We start from the raw sequence: 16,837 nt of genomic DNA on the forward strand, positions 1-16,837 counted from the left end.
AGCGGCCACGACCATGGCCGCCGCTGCGAGTGAAATGACGGCGAGTATTGAGGAAATCACCCGGCATGCCGGACGCGCACTCGAGATGGCGAACCAGGCAGAAACCTTGGCCAAGGACGGCGGGCGGGTGATTCATCAGGTGGTCAGTGACATGGACGGCATTGCGCGCTCCGCTCAGCAATCCGCCCAGGTGATCCGCACGCTGGACAAGGAGTCCGAGGCGATCTTCAGCATTATCCAGGTGATCAAAGGGATCGCCGACCAAACCAACCTGTTGGCCTTGAATGCCGCGATCGAAGCCGCACGCGCCGGTGAGCAGGGCCGCGGGTTCGCCGTGGTCGCTGATGAAGTACGCAGCCTCGCCGGGCGTACCAGCGCCTCGACCCAGGAAATTGCCAGCATGGTCGGCCGCATCCAGCAAAGCACGCGGGAAGCCGTCACCAGCATGGAGGAGGGCGTTGCTCAAGTGGATAAGGGCATGGCGGTGACCGCCGAGGTGGAGCGCGCGATCCGCGAGATCCTCCAGGCCACCTTGAATACCACGGAAATGGTCAACGATATCTCCCGCACTATCGGTGAGCAGAGCCTGGCCAGCAATGAAATTGCCCATCAGGTGGAGATGATTGCGGGCATGTCGCAGAACAATAGCCGGGTGATCGCCACAACGGCCTCGACCACGGACGAGTTGTCCAACCTGGCAGGTAAGCTGTCGCAGTCTGTTGATCGGTTTAGATTGTAACTTGTTGATTTAACTCAACTAAATAGTCATTTAGTTGAGTTGGCTGTCGGGGCAGGGGGCTCACGGTTGGGCGAGGGCAGACGTACGTCGTTCGGCGATGCGCTCAACTGTTTGCATATGTTCCGTGCCCCATTGGCACAGCGCGCCCAGCGCCGTGGCCAGGGACTGCCCGAAGGGCGTCAGGGAATATTCGACTTTAGGCGGTATTTCCTGGAAATCCACGCGGGCAATGATCTCATCGCGCTCCAACTCCTTGAGTTGCTGGATCAGTACCTTATCGGTCACGCCGCCAATCGCGCGTCTTAATTCGCCATATCGATGAACGTTCTGGGCCAGATTGAACAGAACCAGCGGCTTCCATTTACCACCAATCATCGCCAGGGCGGCTTCGAGACCACAGTTGAATGAGTTGTTGGCCATCAGGATACAGGCTCCAGGGGGTACTTACTAAAAGGTGCATACTATTCAAAAGAATAGCGTAGATCTACAGTTGGGCCTCAACATTCTTTGGAGTTCATCATGAACAGGCTCAACGGCAAAATTGCAGTGGTTACCGGCGGCAACAGCGGCATCGGCCTGGCAACCGCCATTCGCTTTGCGGCTGAAGGCGCACAGGTGGTGATCGTCGGTCGCCGGCAGGAAGAACTGGACAAGGCGCTACACCTGATCGGCGCTGACGCCATCGCCATACAAGGTGACATTTCAAGACTGGACGACCTCGAGCGCATTTTCACTCAAGTCAAAGCCGATAAAGGCCGAGTTGACGTACTGTTCGCCAACGCGGGCCTGGGAGATTTCCAGCCGATCGGATCGATCACTGAGGAGTCGTTTGACCGTACATTCGGCATCAACGTCAAAGGCACGCTGTTTACCGTGCAGGCGGCGTTGCCACTCATGCACGCCGGCAGCTCAGTGATCCTGACCGGTTCGACCACAGGCACCATGGGCACACCGGCGTTCAGCGTATACAGCGCCACCAAGGCGGCGCTGCGTAATTTCGCCAGGAGCTGGGCACTGGATCTGAAAGGCACGGGGATTCGCGTCAACGTACTTTCACCCGGGCCGATCTCGACACCGGGTCTTGACCTGGCGCTTTCAGGCACGGGACAAAAGGAAGCAATCATCGACGACATGACTGCGCAGCTTCCATTAGGTCGTATCGGCAAGCCTGAAGAAGTTGCAGCAGCAGCGTTGTTCCTGGCATCGGATGAGAGCAGCTTCATGACAGGCAGTGAAATGTTTGTTGATGGGGGCTTTGCTCAGGTTTGAGTCAGATAGGGGTTTTGTCTGTTGAAATCTGACGGGCACTGCCCCTGATTACGTAGCATCGTATTGCGCATAATGTATATTATGTTAAATCATGTACAATGCTACGCCGTTGCCCATACTCGTTCCGTTCATCTACTGCACCAATCGCGTTTTGAGTGGATTGTCCCCCTCCAAAACCCTCAAACCCTTGTATTCCGGGGCCTTGAGCACACCAGGCGCCCGATTCGGCCGGATTTTTTAACGAAATAAGTGGAAAATTTCTTCGGCCTGAAAATAGCAAAGCATTGATTTATATAGGTTTTCCTAAAATCGCTCCAAATGGAATAGCTCTTTCGGCCAAGGGGAAATTAGTGGAATCAGTTTTGACGCTGCGAAACCCCGCCAACCCTGAAACCCTCGCAGGACAAGGGCCCCAGCGCCATTTGAAGATTTTAGTGGACATTCCCACCTACCAATTCCTGAGACGTAATGAGTGGACATTCCACGTGAACACCGACCCGCTCAACATTTCCTAACCAGCACTCGCGGCCCGGGTCTGAAGCAAGCTGAGCGCCCTAAGCCCAGGTCATCTGAATCTGCTACATCGCCTCAACCTCACGTGATACCTGGCCTGCACCATATCCACCTAAATGCGCACACGGATGCCCGCCGGCGTTCCTGGTCACCGCCAACAGGCTCAACGGCACGCGAGTCGATACAATGACGCCTTACAGCCCGATCGCCGTTTCCTGAAACTCTGCGGCCATCCTTTAAAACAATGAGTGGAAAATCCATACGCCCATTTGCCCCAAAGCCCCCTGCCCCCCCCGAAATCCGGGCTTTTCCTAGAATTCAAAGAAATTAGTGGACATTCCAAATGGTTTTCCCGTTTAAATCTTTAAATGGAAAAACCATTCGTGATTTTCCACTCATTGTTTGGCCCGGTGTTCTCGACTGAGGCCTTCAGTCACTAGATGGGTAACCCAACAATTAGCACCGAACGGCTGCCTCGAACCGGCGTTTCCTCGCGGCCTTAATGCATCCAAAAATCATCCACCTAGCACCAACACCCAGTACCACCCAGAAACCCCGGGTAAACCCGAACCTCTCCAGTCAATTTCAGTGGCCAGCCATTTTCTGAAGGCAGCGTCCGCCAGCAACTCATCAGGATTGAGTGTCAACAGCTTGCGAGGCTTGCTCGACTTGTTGAATCCATCAATTCCCCCCATACCGAAGTACTTGTGGAATTTGGCCAGCCGCTTCGGGTCATGCTTCAAGGATATCGTGATCGACTTGGGTGGCTTGGATTTCGCCGAGAAGTTCTCTCCTATGATCTCAATCAGCGTGCAGCCTTCCTCCGCCTTGACTGGCAGAGGGTAGTCAACGTCGTCCAGAGCGACCAGTACACCTCCGTATCGGCTATCAGCCTGCGTTTGGCACTGCTTCCACACCCCAGCCACTGTCTTGCAGGAGGGGTAGTGTTCTTCGAACATCTCCTCAATCAGCTTCAGCGTCTCAGGATCGGTGACCGTCAGGCCTGGCTTTCGCCCCCTTCGGTCAGACAAAAGCGCCCTGTAGCTTTTAGCGCCCCGCATGTACTTCAGTAGCTTGTAAAAGCGCGATTTCTTGACGCTCAGTATCTCCATCGCCACCACTGCGCTGATTTTGCCGGCCAGGTAGTCTTTGAGAACATCGTGCCGACTATCCGCCAGCTTGTGTCGCTCGATCTCGCCCAGCTCACTGCCCGCGGTTAAGGTCGCCTCCATGCGGACTGGGTGCGTGCTGTCGTTTTGTGAGCTGGCGCTGAGGGTCTGTACATCGGGACACTTTTCATCTGAGTTAAGCTCAGTCATTTCCTCATTCTCTGATTTGTGGTCAGACGCAAAGCCTCTTCGCATTTGCCATTACGCCTCATCGCTCTGTCCACAACTCCTCCTGTAATGTAGGAGTGCGAAATTTTCATGGCGTGAGCGCATGAACAAGTTAAGTTTCACGACGACCACTTTCGATTTTTAAAGAGCGGGTTGTATCTGCTCAGCGACTGAGCGGGACGCAGTAGACCCAAATAAAAATCGTTGGTCAACACTGGCCGCCGGCCAAATCAATATATAAATAAAACAGATTTTGATTTTGGTTATAAGAGCCTTACAAGCCCGCTCAGGCGCCCGCACTACGGGAGTTTCGGAATTTATTTGAATTTTTTATATCTATAGTTTTCTGTGTTTTTTTCGAGCCTTTAAAGGCTTATTGACTTCCAGTTATGACTTCCAGTTATCTGAGAAATCCCAAATTTTTTTCTCTATTCCAAAAACTTCTAAAAAAGCAGATAAAAATTTTGAGCGCTACTGGTGAGCAATGGTCGCTGATTTTATTAAGCATATATAGATATATTGAGTGCGCACTTTGCAGGATATTGGAGATCCATTACATCTAATATTGGAAATATTGAGCTCGATGTATTAGCGCTTTAGGAGATTAGGGAGTGGGAGTAAATTCGCCAAGTTGAGGTTTTGTTTGGTTTATTCGGGCGTACACCGGCCAAGGCGAGCGCCGGCATCGGTAACCAGGCTGCGCCGAGGCAGGGTTGCTAACTCCAAGATTGGCCAGGCCGCCTCGGTAGGACAGGTCCGATATCTACAGGGCTCTCACAGAAAAGTTTGGCTGAGGTGAGTAGCAGGACGTGCGTATCCAAGCTGGAACGCGCTCAAAGCAGTCCGACACTGGAAATGATGGCCACGCTGAGCGGGCCTCTGGATTTAAGCCCTCTGACCTTAGTCGCCATTACCATCGGCGCTGAAACGGGGCAATCGATCAACTCTCTTGTCGCGCGCATTGAAGGGGAAGTCGCAGAGCTTAAGCTAGCGGGAGTCCTCGCTGAGCTGGGGATTCCCTATGACCCTCCTAGCTCTGTGAGGCCCGCATCATTATCAAAATCCAAGAAGCTGAACACATCAGAAAGGCAAGCGACATCGATTGATGCATTGCAAAACCCCGATGAGTTCATACCTAATCATTAAACTGGGATGCTGACAATGTGTGATCAGACCTCCCTGAAAATAGCCCCTCTGCATATTTTGTCAAGATATATGATATTTTCATCATCACAATTCAGATCCAGGCATAGATCTTTATCTGCTGGAGGCTCTGGGAACACTGACCGGTTACAAACTGCATCTATGTAAATAAATAGAACCTGCTCCCCAGTTACTTCATCATCACCGGCAAACAAATGACAGTGGTCGTGTAAATTCCGCATTTCATCGCTAGAATGTACGGCGCGGCGCAGAGCAAGAACTCGCGCCTGTTTAGTTTTCTCTGAAAAACCGTCGCCTATTGACTCCTTAAACCCAATTGTGCTAAAAAAATCGTTGAATCCTCAGTAAGTCGATCTCGAAAGAAATAGCCAGACAGGACTCGACTGACTCTCCCTGCCGGGAACTAAACATGTCCGGCCACGTACAAACCCTCACCCCTCACCCCTCAGAACTTTATTGCTTCACGCAGAAGCTTCAGGTTCTGAATAATACCGCCCCGCCATATCTCGCTTCAACTTAGCGATATGATCAAAACAGTCTGCAGCCACATCCCTAAAGTCACTTTCGATCTGCTGGCAGTGATTAAGATAAATATCCGCCAAAACCGAAAAATAGGCCTCTATGATGCGAGTAAATACTAGAATACAGTCCTTCGTTCTTTTGCCCGAGCGGGCAACTACGTAGGTCTTGTTGCCTGACTTCTCTTGCGCAGGTTCGCTCTCCACATACACCCCCCATATCTTCTTATTGTTGTGTATATAGTCACTTAGCATGCCATTGAGGCTGCCAGCATCGGGAATAATCTCCTTCAGCGGCGTGATGGATTTGGTCGGCTCAAATCTATCAAGTTCCATTTTATCTTTTGCGCCCCTAATTTGATAGGCATGCCCTATCTGCTCAAGAACCGAACGAAGCAAGCAATTAACATCAAAGTACATACTGTTCTTTATAAGAATTGAGATTGATTGAAAGCTACTTAATACCCTTTGGAGAATTAGCATAGAAGCGCGGAGCCCTAGGTTAATCTCAGGAAGCCCCCCAATGCTCTCATCAATTGACTTGTGCGCCTTGAAGGAGCTAAACACCAAAAAATCTGTCGCCAAAAATTCATCCTTAACCAGCGTCTGCATAGTCAAGCCGTCAGGATCATTAAGATTTTGAAGTAGCGCCTGAAAATTATCGTTATCAAATTCTTCATTTTCATCAAGAGATGAGAAAAGATAATGAACCAGCCTAAGCACCGTATTTGAACTATCTGTTGGCAGCGCGTAATCAAACTCGCCTGTTCCCAATGGAAAAAGAAGATGAACATTATCGATAGCATGCTCACCCTGCCGATAATAGCGAAGATCTCGCAAGGAAAACCACGGCTCACGATTATTGCTCATATTTATACAGGGCTCCATTTATTTAATATCCCGTCAGTATTCCAAGAGAATGCGCAGGAATTTTCAAAGTTGAAGGAGAGCTCTCTTCTGACTGAAAGCTGACTATGATCCACGGATCCTGCCGGAAGCTGATACACGCATACTCTTGCGGCAATGTGATGCTCGAGACGGTAAAACGTAACTTGCATTAACTTATCAAAATCCGCTGAAATCCAGTGAGACAATTGGCTTTTTGTATCCTATGCCTTTGGCCTCAATGTAATCGACGAGCTCATATATAAAACCGTCAATTTTTATCGGAGCGAAAATTCTAACGAATGGGCTTTGGTTGCTCTCTTGCTCCTCAATATCTGCGAAGCCGTGCTCGTCAAGCAATATAAGCTCTTCCCTCAGGCCGGGGAATTTGCAGGTTCTTACAAGCTTGTTGTAGTTTAACCATAAGCACGCACGATAGAAGCTTCCGCTTGGGGTCTTTTTGTCGTCCATTTCTCTGCGCTCCAGAAGAAAAGCATAGAACTCTCGAGTGATTCTCGGCAGTTCGGCCAGCTTATGGGCGAAGCTTTTAAAGTGTTCCCTGACTTCGCTCAGCGAGTGCTCAAAATTCTCTTCAACCCCCTGTTGATAGGCATAGTATTTCTTGAAATCCGAAAACTGCGGCTTAGGGATTCTCTCAATATACGAATCTATTGATGTTGCAAAATTACCATCTTCATCGGGGATCTCCAGCTCAATCCGAATCCTTGTCAAGTTGCGACGGACAAGGTCATAGAGAGCCTGCAAACGATCAAGTGGAAGGGATATAGTCTTCCTACATAGGTCGTCTATATCCCAGATATTCTTCTCGGTGAAACTTAATGCTTTTGCATACGCCGAATTAATAGTGTATGTCGATTGTTTCTTTCCGATTATCAGTACGATGACTTCGGTGAAACCAGTTTTTTTCTCAAAAAGCACCTTGAGAGTCTTATTGATCTTTTGAGAGGTTTTTGTTGATGTAACTTGAAAGGCAATTGAGGCGACCTCATCGCCAAGGTCTAGACCTGGCTCATTGCTTCTATCGTCATTAAGGTTACACAAGAGCAATGAGAGAGTCTCATTTAAGAAGTCCTTAAAAAAATCCTCAAGATAGCGATTGAGATCGGTAAGTCCAAGCTGGCACCGAGTAGATACCTGCTGTGAAATAGTTGCGAGCCCGTCAACTATCTCGCCTATTAAATGTCCGCGCGTGATCATGCTTCACCGTGAATATGGTTTATAAGTCGGCGATACATACAGACGGGTGCCCCCCCCCTGTTTCTATCGTGTAGCGAGTCTTGTCGATGCGCGCCACTTTATCCAATTATCTCAAGTATTGGAGTCGTAGCATAGGCAAAGAGGTCGCGGTAGGGACGGCAGTTACCTGCCGCCCCCCGCACAGATCCGTACGCGCGGAACTACCGCATACGGCTCCTGCCTCGGGTGATGCTATCAGCAAGGTCTGTCAGACAGATACCTACCACTGAGGGGATTTGAGCCGGACTAGAGGGGCCCCTTCTGTCATCGTCTAGCATTTCGTCCCGGGAAGTATGAACGTGTGACTACGGTGCCAGGGCTCCGCGCCCTGGCACCCTCCAGGACTGAGCACTAATTACAATTAATGTCGTCGCTAGCACCCGTTGGGTTAAGTGGTAGATATTCCAGCTCCATACCTGCCATGGACTCCTGCGACAATGCCAGTTTCTTCAACAGCATGTCTTGCACCATAGGTATGGTCGCGCGTTGTAGCCACTCACGCGCAACATCCTGGTTTTCATAATCCTGTGGCTTGTCCCAATTGGAGGCGACGATTTCGGCAATCGTGTTCGCCGACGGCACGACAATACCCTGTGCTTTTGCAGTCAGCGTATTCATCCAACCTTGAGGGTCGAAATCGGGAAAACAGATGACGTTTTTTACGCCGGCAAGAGCTCTCGTCACTGCGGCCGGTGTGATTTGAGGACTCCCACGAAAGAGCATGGGTAGGTGCATGACATTGCTTGGCCAGTGGTACTCGTTGACCGCGAACATCACAGCTTGGTTCTCTACCAAAATCACCGTATCGAGGCCGTGAAGCTCATCTGCAGGTACGTTCAGAGTGCCTCCGGCCGGGTGGCTGTACACGCCAGTTGCCAACTGGATTTGTCCGGACAGCGACGCGACCATGACAACGAAATCCCCGGGCCTCAATCGAGCCAACTTCTCATTACGTGACTTTTTGGCCAGAGCCAAGCGGTCACCCTCTAGCTCTTTCATGCTAACAACCAGAGCGTCTATGCCTGTTTCCCTCTCTAGCATCATGCGCACGGTGTGCAATTCAGCGTTTGTCAGCGTCAGGTAGGTAGCCCCAAGCCTTTTGCCAATGCAGTAGGTTGTGTGCAGGGACAACCAGGTAGCGTTGATTTTCACCTTGCACGCGTCCTGCCTGATTGCAATCACCACGGGTTTGATGGCCCTGATGTTGTCAAAAATTCTCATCGCCGCTCAGCTCTTTCCAAAATCAGGTCAATGACACGCCGGTTGGCAGATATGCGCGGGTATGGGGCATAAGTCGGGTTGAGCCGGTAGTTGAGCGGTTTGTGTCGCACCTTGGCTACCGCCGACTGCAGACGAACGTATCCATCCAGCGCGTAAAGCCAGATGCTCATCGAGATGTCACTGTCGCCATGGGCACTCCAATAGGCAACTGCAGACTGCGCTTGATTGGTCTTGTTCAGGGCCTCAAGCATGCCCATGAGATGATCACGCGCGAAGGGTTTCTCAAGAGCCTTGGGGGCCTCTTCGGCTGGAATCACGGCCTTCGACTCACGAGCTTTCGCGGGCTGTTCGATTCGTCGCTCTTTCGGAGGAGGGAGTGAGGCTATCAACAGTTCTAACTGCTCCAGGCTCTCCCCTGCCTCGACGTCACAGTACGCGCTACCCGCCAAGGTCATTTCCACGGCCGGAACCCAGGCAGCCGCGTCTCTGCCGTCAAACAGCGGTTCCAGATCAATCGGGTTGCCCGCCTGAAGGAACAGGTCAACGGCATGGGCTATCTGGCGCATGTGATTGCGCTTACGCACCGCCAAACTCAACCGATCTAAGCGTCCGATCATCTCGTCCAGAGCGAGGCGGTTTCGTGAAACAGCACCGAGAAGGTTATCCAGGAGGACACGCCGTAGAGAAGTCCTTGCGCTTTGGTGCGAGTGAGAAGCCCATCCGCAGACTCACGATCAGCTTGCGCTTGGTAGCGTCGGTGATTTTCTCCAGATGGGCTGTGCCGCTATTGAATTGAATGATCTGCCGGTAGTGGTACGGTTGCAGCTCAGGGGAACAGGCGATCCCAAGGTGGGTCAGGTGGCCATGTAGTTCGCCTGGAAGTACCAACAGGCCTGCATCATAGTCGCGGTAGAGAAGTTCCGGGCTCCAAGCGCTTGATACCAGTCGATATGCATACCCTTCCCCGCTACGATGCATGATCGCGCAGCGAGCATCGCCAGCAAAGTTCACGTATTCAAATACGATGAAGCTCGAGGAACGTGGGAGATACCAGTTGGCAAAGCTCTCACGGTTGGTTCCAGCCTTCACCAAGCGCCCTGGAGACGCGCCATAAAACACAGGGATGAGCTTTATGAAGGACGACTTTCCGATTCCGTTTTCACCCGTGACGCTGGTGTTACCTTCCATGACAAGCTCTGCTTTGGCGCCCGCACATAGTGAATCGATCAGTACAATTTTGATGAGTTGCGACATCAGCTGCCTCTCTGGCTAACCTCGTATCAATACCGCCGACGGTTTCTCGGCATCCCTTCGCAGCGTCCATCTACTCCTTCGACGGTGCTTGCGCTCTCACTCAACGATATGTAGATATACCTGACACATCTACGGTGTTTACGCATACAGGTAAACTTTTCGAGCACATGGTGACGGTATGAAACGGGCGAAAGCGATTGAGGCTGTACGCTGGGATTTGGCATTGCGTTACAAACTGATAGAGACCGTTGCCTGGTGGGAAGGTCGCCTGACCACGGGGCACTTGATGCAGAGCTTTGGCATCAGTCGTCAGCAGGCGTCGAAGGACATCAATACCTACATCGATGAGCATGCGCCCCGAAATCTATCGTATGACAAGCACCTAAAAGGTTACGTACCCACCAAGCATTTCAAACCGCTGTTCATGAAGGAAAGTGCAAGTGCATATCTGCACCTGCTGAACCAGAATCACGAGCGGGCTCCGCACATTGAAGGACTGACGTTGGCGTATGCGCACATTGACATCCTTGACGTGCAGGATCGCTCTATCCGCCCCGAAGTGCTTAGGCCGTTATTGAAGGCTTGTCGAGAAGGTCAACGACTTGAGTGTGAGTACGCTTCTTTCAAAACGCCAGATGGGGAAACCCGACTCATTGCGCCGCATACGCTTATCCATACCGGCATGCGCTGGCACGTGCGTGCATACTGCGAGAAAAATGGTGAGTACCGTGATTTTGTATTGAGCCGGTTTCGGGGTACTCCGGAGCTGATGAATGATTTCACAGAGCATTCACGTCAGCTCGACCCTGGGTGGACGACGCCGGCGACAGTGATCCTGGAAGCGGATTCGAGATTGAAGGCTGGGCAGCGGGCCATTCTCGAAGCCGATTACGGAATGGAGAACGGACAGTTGATGATAGAAACCCGCGGCGCGTTGGTTCAGTACGTCTTGAATCGCTACCAGATCGATACCGCCAAAATGCATATGAAACCAAGCGCCCAGCAGCTCATCGTGGCTAACCTGGACGAGCTCAGCCAGTGGCTCTACTAGACCTGGGCAGCACCGTGAATGTGTAAACAAATCACGCATATCGCGTAGGTAGGGCTTGATCACATCCAACAGCAATCACCAGCTGCACCACAGCGGATGCCCCTTACTCAGAGGATCAGCTGGATCGCTGCCGTTGGAAAAGGCAATAGGCCTCATCAGCTCGGAGGCCTACGGAATGGATTCCAGATATTTGAGTATCACGACGTTCTTGAAAGGTTGCGCACCGTTGGTACGCTGGCTGAGTGGCTTGGGGCGCTCTGACCCGTTTTCGGATGGTGTTTGTAGAAAGCCCGGTACGCTTGGCTATCTGATGCAGCGAGAGCTTGTCGCGGAAGTACATCCGCCGGATTTTCCCCAACATTTCCATGCTGATCCCCCTGTGTTCTCCTGCTCAAAAAGTGAGCAGAAGTAGTTGAACACCTGGGTCAGTTTTCGGTCAGCGGCAACACTGCTTAGCAACTAATTCAACAGGAATTCGTTCTGTTGAGTCATTTGCAAAGCGGTCTTCTCCAAACGCAGTAAAAATTCTTTCCTGGGCTGTCCTCCGCCATATCCGGCGAGTGCACCATTTGTCGCTATGACACGGTGACAGGGCACGACAATAGATAAGCGATTGTGTCTATTTGCATTGCCCACTGCTTGGCTTGCACCTGGCTTACCGATGCCCCTAGCGATGGCACCGTAGGTTGAAATGGTTCCATAGTCGACTTTTAGAAGCTCTGCCCACACAAGCCTGTCAAAAGTGAGCCAAGGCGACCGCTAATGCCTTGATGGAAAGGCGTGGCAGTGACCCGCTCTACCCCATCTCGTCCAGCTGAAAACTTCGCGTGAATTACGTACATATTGGTTCAAAAATCGCTTCAATCAATCAGTGGGAAATCACGAATCTGGTGAAAATAATTGGTGGAAAATCACGATTTATTTTGTTTCTTCATCGGAAAAACCATAAATGGTTCCACTAATTTATCAAAGGGCTCGGTTTGGCCTAGGAAATACGGGGCTTTGGGGCTTTCCACTTATATCGCGATTGGTGCATCTACGTTCAACTTTCGTATCAATGCAGGCCTACCAGGCGTATGTCCTGTCCAGCACCCTGCCCCCATCGTCCTGATAAGCGCCGAGCAGCGCGGCATCAAATTTTGAATTGCCCCAGCAAGCTTCGCAGGCGATTACCGATCATATCCATCTCGTCGATTGTCTTGACTCCGAGCTGAGTCTGGTTGGCAACGGCGTCAATTGCGCGCGCGATCTGATGTACCCCGCGATTGATCTCTTCCGCCACCGAGGTCTGTTCCTCGGCAGCACTGGCGATCTGTGCGTTCATTGCATTGATAGTCGCGATCAGCTCGACAGTGTTGCCCAGGAATTCGCCCGCCTGGTCGGCCTGAGCATTAGCGCCTTGTGCGGCTTCGGTGGATTGGTGCATTGCATTGACCACCCCCCCGGTAGCGCTCTTGAGGCGCTCAACCATCGCCTGGATTTCCTCCGTACTCCGCTGGGTACGGCTAGCCAACGCTCGCACTTCATCAGCAACCACGGCAAAACCGCGCCCGGCAGCGCCTGCACGGGCGGCTTCAATTGCCGCATTGAGAGCGAGAAGATTGGTCTGTTCAGCAATTGAGCGAATGACATCGAGCACGGAGACGATAGACGTTACATCGCTTTGAAGATGCTTCATGGAGATACCGCTCGCATCAAGCTCAACGGTCAGCGCCTGAATTCGAGTAATGCTGCCATCGACAATTTGCCTGGCGTGTCGGGACTGCTTGTCGGTCTCAGCGGCTGCCTCTGCAGCATTTTGTGCGCTGACTGACACCTCCTGCGCCGCCGCCGACATCTGGTTGATCGCCGCCGCCACCAGGTCTGTTTCCTGACGCTGCTTGTCCATGGCGCGATCAATTTGTCGGCTCTGATCGGCCACACGACTGACGGACCCATTCAACTGCTCGCTCATGGCAACAGTCTGGCTGACAAGGCTGTGAATCTTTTCGATAAACGCATTGAACGAACCGGCCAGTTGTCCCAGCTCGTCTCGACTGACCAGCGGCAGCCGCCGCGTCAGATCACCCTCGCCCGCAGCGATTTCGTCAAGATGAGCTCGAATCAAGGTCAAGGGACGTAAACTGCGTTTGACGAGCACAAGAGACAGTGCCCCGATAATGCCAATTAATGCGGTAGCGATGAGGGCAATGCTGAACATCAAGTTGCGAACCCGCCGATCTACATCTGACCGCACCTTGGCGACTTGAAGTTCAATGCTGTCCAGATTGATCGCAGTGATCACTACCATGTCCCACTTGGGCAAAAAGAAACTGTAAGCCAGCTTCGGCACGACCTTATCGGTGTTGACCACCCCGCCTGAGTAAGTAACGAAGTGAGTTTCATTTTTTGCCGCTTCGACCATTTCGCGGTTCAAGTACTTCCCGTTGACGTCTTTGCGGTCATTCATATTGATGCCGACGCCTTCACTGCTTTCACCGCGAAACAGGCGTACAACCTGGCTGTCATAACCAATAAAATAACCGTCATCACCATACTTCACCTTGGACAAACGGCTGATCGCCAAGACTCGGCTGGAGCTATCTCCAGGTGCCGCTCGATCATAAAGTTCAGCTATGGAAGTGCGCGCGATGCTTGCGTAATCCTTGAGCCGGGTGCGGCTCTCCTCAAGCAATCGTTCGCGAGTTTGCGCGATCTCCTGCTCGGCCTGTGACTGTAAGGTGCCACGGGCGCTCAAACCTAAAACCAGAGCAAATAACATCACCGGCAATAAGGTCAGCAACAGTATTTTGGTTTTGAACGACATCATTGAATTCCTTGACCCATTTCCTTAAATCCGCCGCTGAAAAGGCGGCCCGCGAACGTCGCGGTGCCGCGATCGGGGATCACCAGAGTGCGATGTCGTAGGTGAAGTACAACCGGTTACTATCCCGGCCACGGGAATAATCAGAGCGGTAAACGTAGTTACGCAGTCGTACCCCCAAACCTTTGAAGGTCCCTTGTTGCACGACGTAAGCGAGTTCGGCGTCACGTTCCCACTCCTTCACCGAGGTGTTGGACTTACCGTCGTTTCCGCTCAGGTAGCGGGTGGAAAATGTCAGACCGGGTACACCCGCGGCGGCGAAGTTGTAACCGTAGTTAAGCATCCAGGTCTTCTCATCTTCCTCGATAAATTTACCTATCCCGGCGTTGCTGAATGAGTACACAGTCGCGCCACTAATGAAGGGCAAACCGGCATCGCCGCTCAGGGTCTGGTATCCGCCACCGAAGGTGTGGCCGGAGATGGCGTAGGAAAGTTGCCCGCTCAGCATGTTGTTATCGATCTTGCCGGTGTAGGCAGAGCCAGTGTCCACACTGTTGAAGTAGCGTAAATCACTGGTCAGCACACCGCCGCCCAAGGGTAGGTCGTGCTGGATACCTGCAAAATTCTGACGGTAAAAGTTTTCCAACTCCCCGTAGAAGTAACTCAACCGAATGGTTTTCCCGAGCTTGTATTCGGCACCGGCATAGCTGAAATCTCCGGATTTATCACCACTGTAGCCGTCAGGAACAATCGGCACACTGTCGCTGGAATCACGCAGTTTGAATCGATCCAGATAGCCCCCGGTGAGGGTGAGGTTCTGGATGTCGAGGCTACTAATTTGAGTGCCTTGGTAGGTTTGCGGCAATAAACGCGCATCGTTGTAGATCAGCACCGGAGTCTTGGGGAGCAAGGTGCCGTATTTGACCGTTGTCTTGGCCAGTTGGGCTTTGGCAGTCATCCCCATACTTGCGAATTCGTTGGCCGCACGACCGTCATCATGGACGGGCAATAAGCCGGTACCGCTGCGCCCACGGCCGGAGTCGAGCTTGACCCCGAGCAGGCCAAGCGCATCAACACCAAACCCTATCGTGCCGGGGGTAAATCCTGACTGATAATCCAGCAGGAATCCCTGAGCCCACTCAGTTCGTTCGCTCTTGGCCGTCCTGGCCGCTTTGGCACTCAAGCCATGCTCGTCGCGGAAGTTTTCATTGAAATAGACATTCCGTAATTGCAGCTTGAGCTTGCTGTCATCGATAAATCCTTGTGCACTGGCACTTGCCAGCGGCAACAAACCAAGCAGTGAAAACAGAGCCTGTCGGGTATGCAAAGTGGTCATTGTCAAACTTCTCATTGTTGTTATTTAGAGTGCAGGACGTCGCGCGCCTCGCTGATGAGGCACGTCGGGAAAAAACAGACGGTGGAGTTGAATCAGGTGAAGAGACTAATCGCACCGGTCAACAGGGCTATAGCCGTGATCACCAGCGAAGTGAGAACTGCCCATTTGACGGTGGCTTTCTGGAAGTCGCCGATATCGCGATCAACCATCCCCACCAGCAACAGGGTCGAAGCCACGAGAGGGCTCATCAGATGCACCGGCTGTCCGAGTATCGAGGCCCGAGCGATTTCAACCGGGTCGATGCCATAGGCAGCGGCCGCATTGGCCAGGATAGGTACAACCCCGAAGTAGTAAGCATCGTTGGAAAGAACAAAGGTCAGCGGCATGCTGGTGATCGCCACTACTAGTGGGAACAGGTGACCCCAGGATGGCGGAATCCAGTCCACCAGCGTTTGCGCGAGGGAGTCGACCATCTTGGTGCCCGAGAAGATCCCGGCAAAGATCCCGGCGGCAAACACCAGCAACACCACCGTCATTGCGTTTCCGGAATGGGCGAGAATGCGCTCTTTCTGAATATCCAGTTGCGGATAGTTGATCATCAGTGCCAGGACAAAACCGATCAGGAACAGGATCGCCGAGTGCATGATCCCCATTACCAAGGCGACCATGACAGCGATCACCAGCACCAGATTCACGTAGGCAAGTTTAGGCCGCTTGTGTGGGGTATCGCCCAGAATCGCGTCGATGTAGCAATCACCGCCACCGCTCTGAAGCTGCACATTACCGATGCGCTTACGCTCGGCACGGCCGAGGAGGAAAGCGGTGAACACCACCCATATCGCGCCGCCGATCATGGTCGGCAGCAAGGGCACGAAGTATTCGCCGGCATCCAGGCCCAGTGCCGCGATCGCCCTTGTAGCGGGCCCACCCCATGGGGTCATGCCGCTCATGATACTCAATGACAGCATGGCGATGGTCGCCAGAATCATCGGATTCATACCGACACGCTTGTACAACGGCAGCATTGCCGCGCAGGTGATCATGTAGGTGGTTGTGCCGTCTCCGTCGAGCGCGACCACCAGTGACAGCAGCGCGGTGCCGATAGCAATTTTCATCGGATCGCCGTTTACGCGCTTAAGAATCTTGCGAATCAACGGGTCGAACAACCCGGCATCAATCATCAGGCCGAAGAAGAGGATGGCGAACAGCAGGAGCGCAGCCGAAGGTGCAACCATCTTCAGGCCGTCGAGCATCATCTTGCCCGTAGTGCCACCAAAACCGCCAATCACCGCAAACACAATCGGCACCACAGTCAGGGCGACAATTGGCGATAGGCGTTTCGACATTATCAGGTAGGTGAAAACCACCACCATGGCCAAACCAAGAAATGCGAGCATAGTTCAGTTCTCTTGTTCTTATCAGTAGCGTGGCCGATGCGCAGGCGCACGACCCCGTGCCCGCCAGATGGCACGATCAAAGGTGCCTGGCGG

The 16,837-nt window shown here is 52.4% G+C and carries 13 protein-coding genes and 4 pseudogenes; 4 read left to right on the plus strand and 13 right to left on the minus strand.

All coding sequences use genetic code 11. The features are described 5' to 3' along the window. Window positions 1–13: 13 nt before the first annotated feature. Window positions 14–739 carry a methyl-accepting chemotaxis protein gene (locus K7431_RS30980; RefSeq protein WP_370636041.1) on the plus strand — a complete coding sequence of 242 codons (726 nt, stop codon included), beginning with the start codon at window positions 14–16 and terminating at the stop codon, window positions 737–739. A gap of 60 nt (window positions 740–799) precedes the next feature. Here the strand turns inward: K7431_RS30980 and K7431_RS01270 are convergent, their stop codons facing one another. Continuing rightward, window positions 800–1,159, minus strand: coding sequence for a winged helix-turn-helix transcriptional regulator (locus K7431_RS01270; RefSeq protein WP_012724228.1), 360 nt, complete (start codon window positions 1,157–1,159; stop codon window positions 800–802). Between the two features lie 99 nt (window positions 1,160–1,258). On the opposite strand from K7431_RS01270, the gene K7431_RS01275 reads away from it, so the two are divergent. Beyond that, window positions 1,259–2,008, plus strand: coding sequence for an SDR family NAD(P)-dependent oxidoreductase (locus tag K7431_RS01275; protein WP_012724229.1), 750 nt, complete (start codon window positions 1,259–1,261; stop codon window positions 2,006–2,008). Between the two features lie 1,028 nt (window positions 2,009–3,036). On the opposite strand, the gene K7431_RS01280 is transcribed toward K7431_RS01275, so the two are convergent. Continuing rightward, window positions 3,037–3,840: a hypothetical protein gene (locus K7431_RS01280; RefSeq protein ID WP_224265892.1), complete on the minus strand. Its 804-nt coding sequence runs from the start codon at window positions 3,838–3,840 to the stop codon at window positions 3,037–3,039. Between the two features lie 876 nt (window positions 3,841–4,716). On the opposite strand from K7431_RS01280, the gene K7431_RS01285 reads away from it, so the two are divergent. Then, window positions 4,717–5,004: a hypothetical protein gene (locus K7431_RS01285; protein WP_148270917.1), complete on the plus strand. Its 288-nt coding sequence runs from the start codon at window positions 4,717–4,719 to the stop codon at window positions 5,002–5,004. A gap of 479 nt (window positions 5,005–5,483) precedes the next feature. Here the strand turns inward: K7431_RS01285 and K7431_RS01290 are convergent, their stop codons facing one another. From K7431_RS01290 to K7431_RS01310, 5 genes are all read right to left on the minus strand, one after another. Then, window positions 5,484–6,410: a hypothetical protein gene (locus K7431_RS01290; RefSeq protein ID WP_012724232.1), complete on the minus strand. Its 927-nt coding sequence runs from the start codon at window positions 6,408–6,410 to the stop codon at window positions 5,484–5,486. A gap of 195 nt (window positions 6,411–6,605) precedes the next feature. After that, entirely contained in the window at window positions 6,606–7,643 is a 1,038-nt protein-coding gene (locus K7431_RS01295) for an SMEK domain-containing protein (RefSeq protein ID WP_012724233.1), read from the minus strand. 390 nt (window positions 7,644–8,033) lie between these two features. Beyond that, on the minus strand, window positions 8,034–8,903 hold the full coding sequence (locus tag K7431_RS01300) for a DUF7281 domain-containing protein (protein WP_012724234.1): 870 nt from the start codon (window positions 8,901–8,903) through the stop codon (window positions 8,034–8,036). Further along, the gene (locus K7431_RS01305; RefSeq protein ID WP_148270918.1) at window positions 8,900–9,469 is read right to left on the minus strand and encodes a hypothetical protein; all 570 of its coding nucleotides are present in this window, start codon (window positions 9,467–9,469) and stop codon (window positions 8,900–8,902) included. Before K7431_RS01305 ends, K7431_RS01300 begins: the two co-directional genes overlap by 4 nt. Window positions 9,470–9,563: 94 nt before the next feature. Next, complete coding sequence (locus tag K7431_RS01310) at window positions 9,564–10,157, minus strand: ATP-binding protein (RefSeq protein ID WP_043205351.1); 594 nt, start codon at window positions 10,155–10,157, stop codon at window positions 9,564–9,566. Between the two features lie 178 nt (window positions 10,158–10,335). Here K7431_RS01310 and K7431_RS01315 point away from each other — a divergent pair, with 178 nt between their 5' ends. Further along, window positions 10,336–11,208, plus strand: a complete 873-nt coding sequence (locus K7431_RS01315) for a transcriptional regulator (RefSeq protein WP_012724236.1) — start codon at window positions 10,336–10,338, stop codon at window positions 11,206–11,208. Window positions 11,209–11,413: 205 nt separating this feature from the next. Here the strand turns inward: K7431_RS01315 and K7431_RS30985 are convergent. From K7431_RS30985 to K7431_RS01335, 6 genes and pseudogenes are all read right to left on the minus strand, one after another. Continuing rightward, window positions 11,414–11,566, minus strand: a pseudogene (locus K7431_RS30985) (IS21 family transposase); the annotation flags it as partial. Between the two features lie 101 nt (window positions 11,567–11,667). After that, window positions 11,668–11,961 (minus strand): annotated as a pseudogene (locus K7431_RS01320) (methylated-DNA--[protein]-cysteine S-methyltransferase); the annotation flags it as partial. A 379-nt stretch (window positions 11,962–12,340) separates the two neighbouring features. Next, a pseudogene (locus K7431_RS30990) lies at window positions 12,341–12,838 on the minus strand (methyl-accepting chemotaxis protein); the annotation flags it as partial. 360 nt (window positions 12,839–13,198) lie between these two features. Continuing rightward, window positions 13,199–14,017: pseudogene (locus K7431_RS30995) on the minus strand (cache domain-containing protein); the annotation flags it as partial. Window positions 14,018–14,093: 76 nt separating this feature from the next. Next, complete coding sequence (locus K7431_RS01330) at window positions 14,094–15,347, minus strand: OprD family porin (RefSeq protein WP_012724238.1); 1,254 nt, start codon at window positions 15,345–15,347, stop codon at window positions 14,094–14,096. Between the two features lie 92 nt (window positions 15,348–15,439). Further along, window positions 15,440–16,744 (minus strand): CitMHS family transporter, encoded by a 1,305-nt coding sequence (locus K7431_RS01335; protein ID WP_012724239.1) that lies wholly within the window; start codon window positions 16,742–16,744, stop codon window positions 15,440–15,442. Window positions 16,745–16,837 lie beyond the last annotated feature (93 nt).

Origin of the sequence: Pseudomonas fluorescens group sp., assembly GCF_020093335.1 — a bacterium.
GTDB lineage: Bacteria > Pseudomonadota > Gammaproteobacteria > Pseudomonadales > Pseudomonadaceae > Aquipseudomonas > Aquipseudomonas petroselini.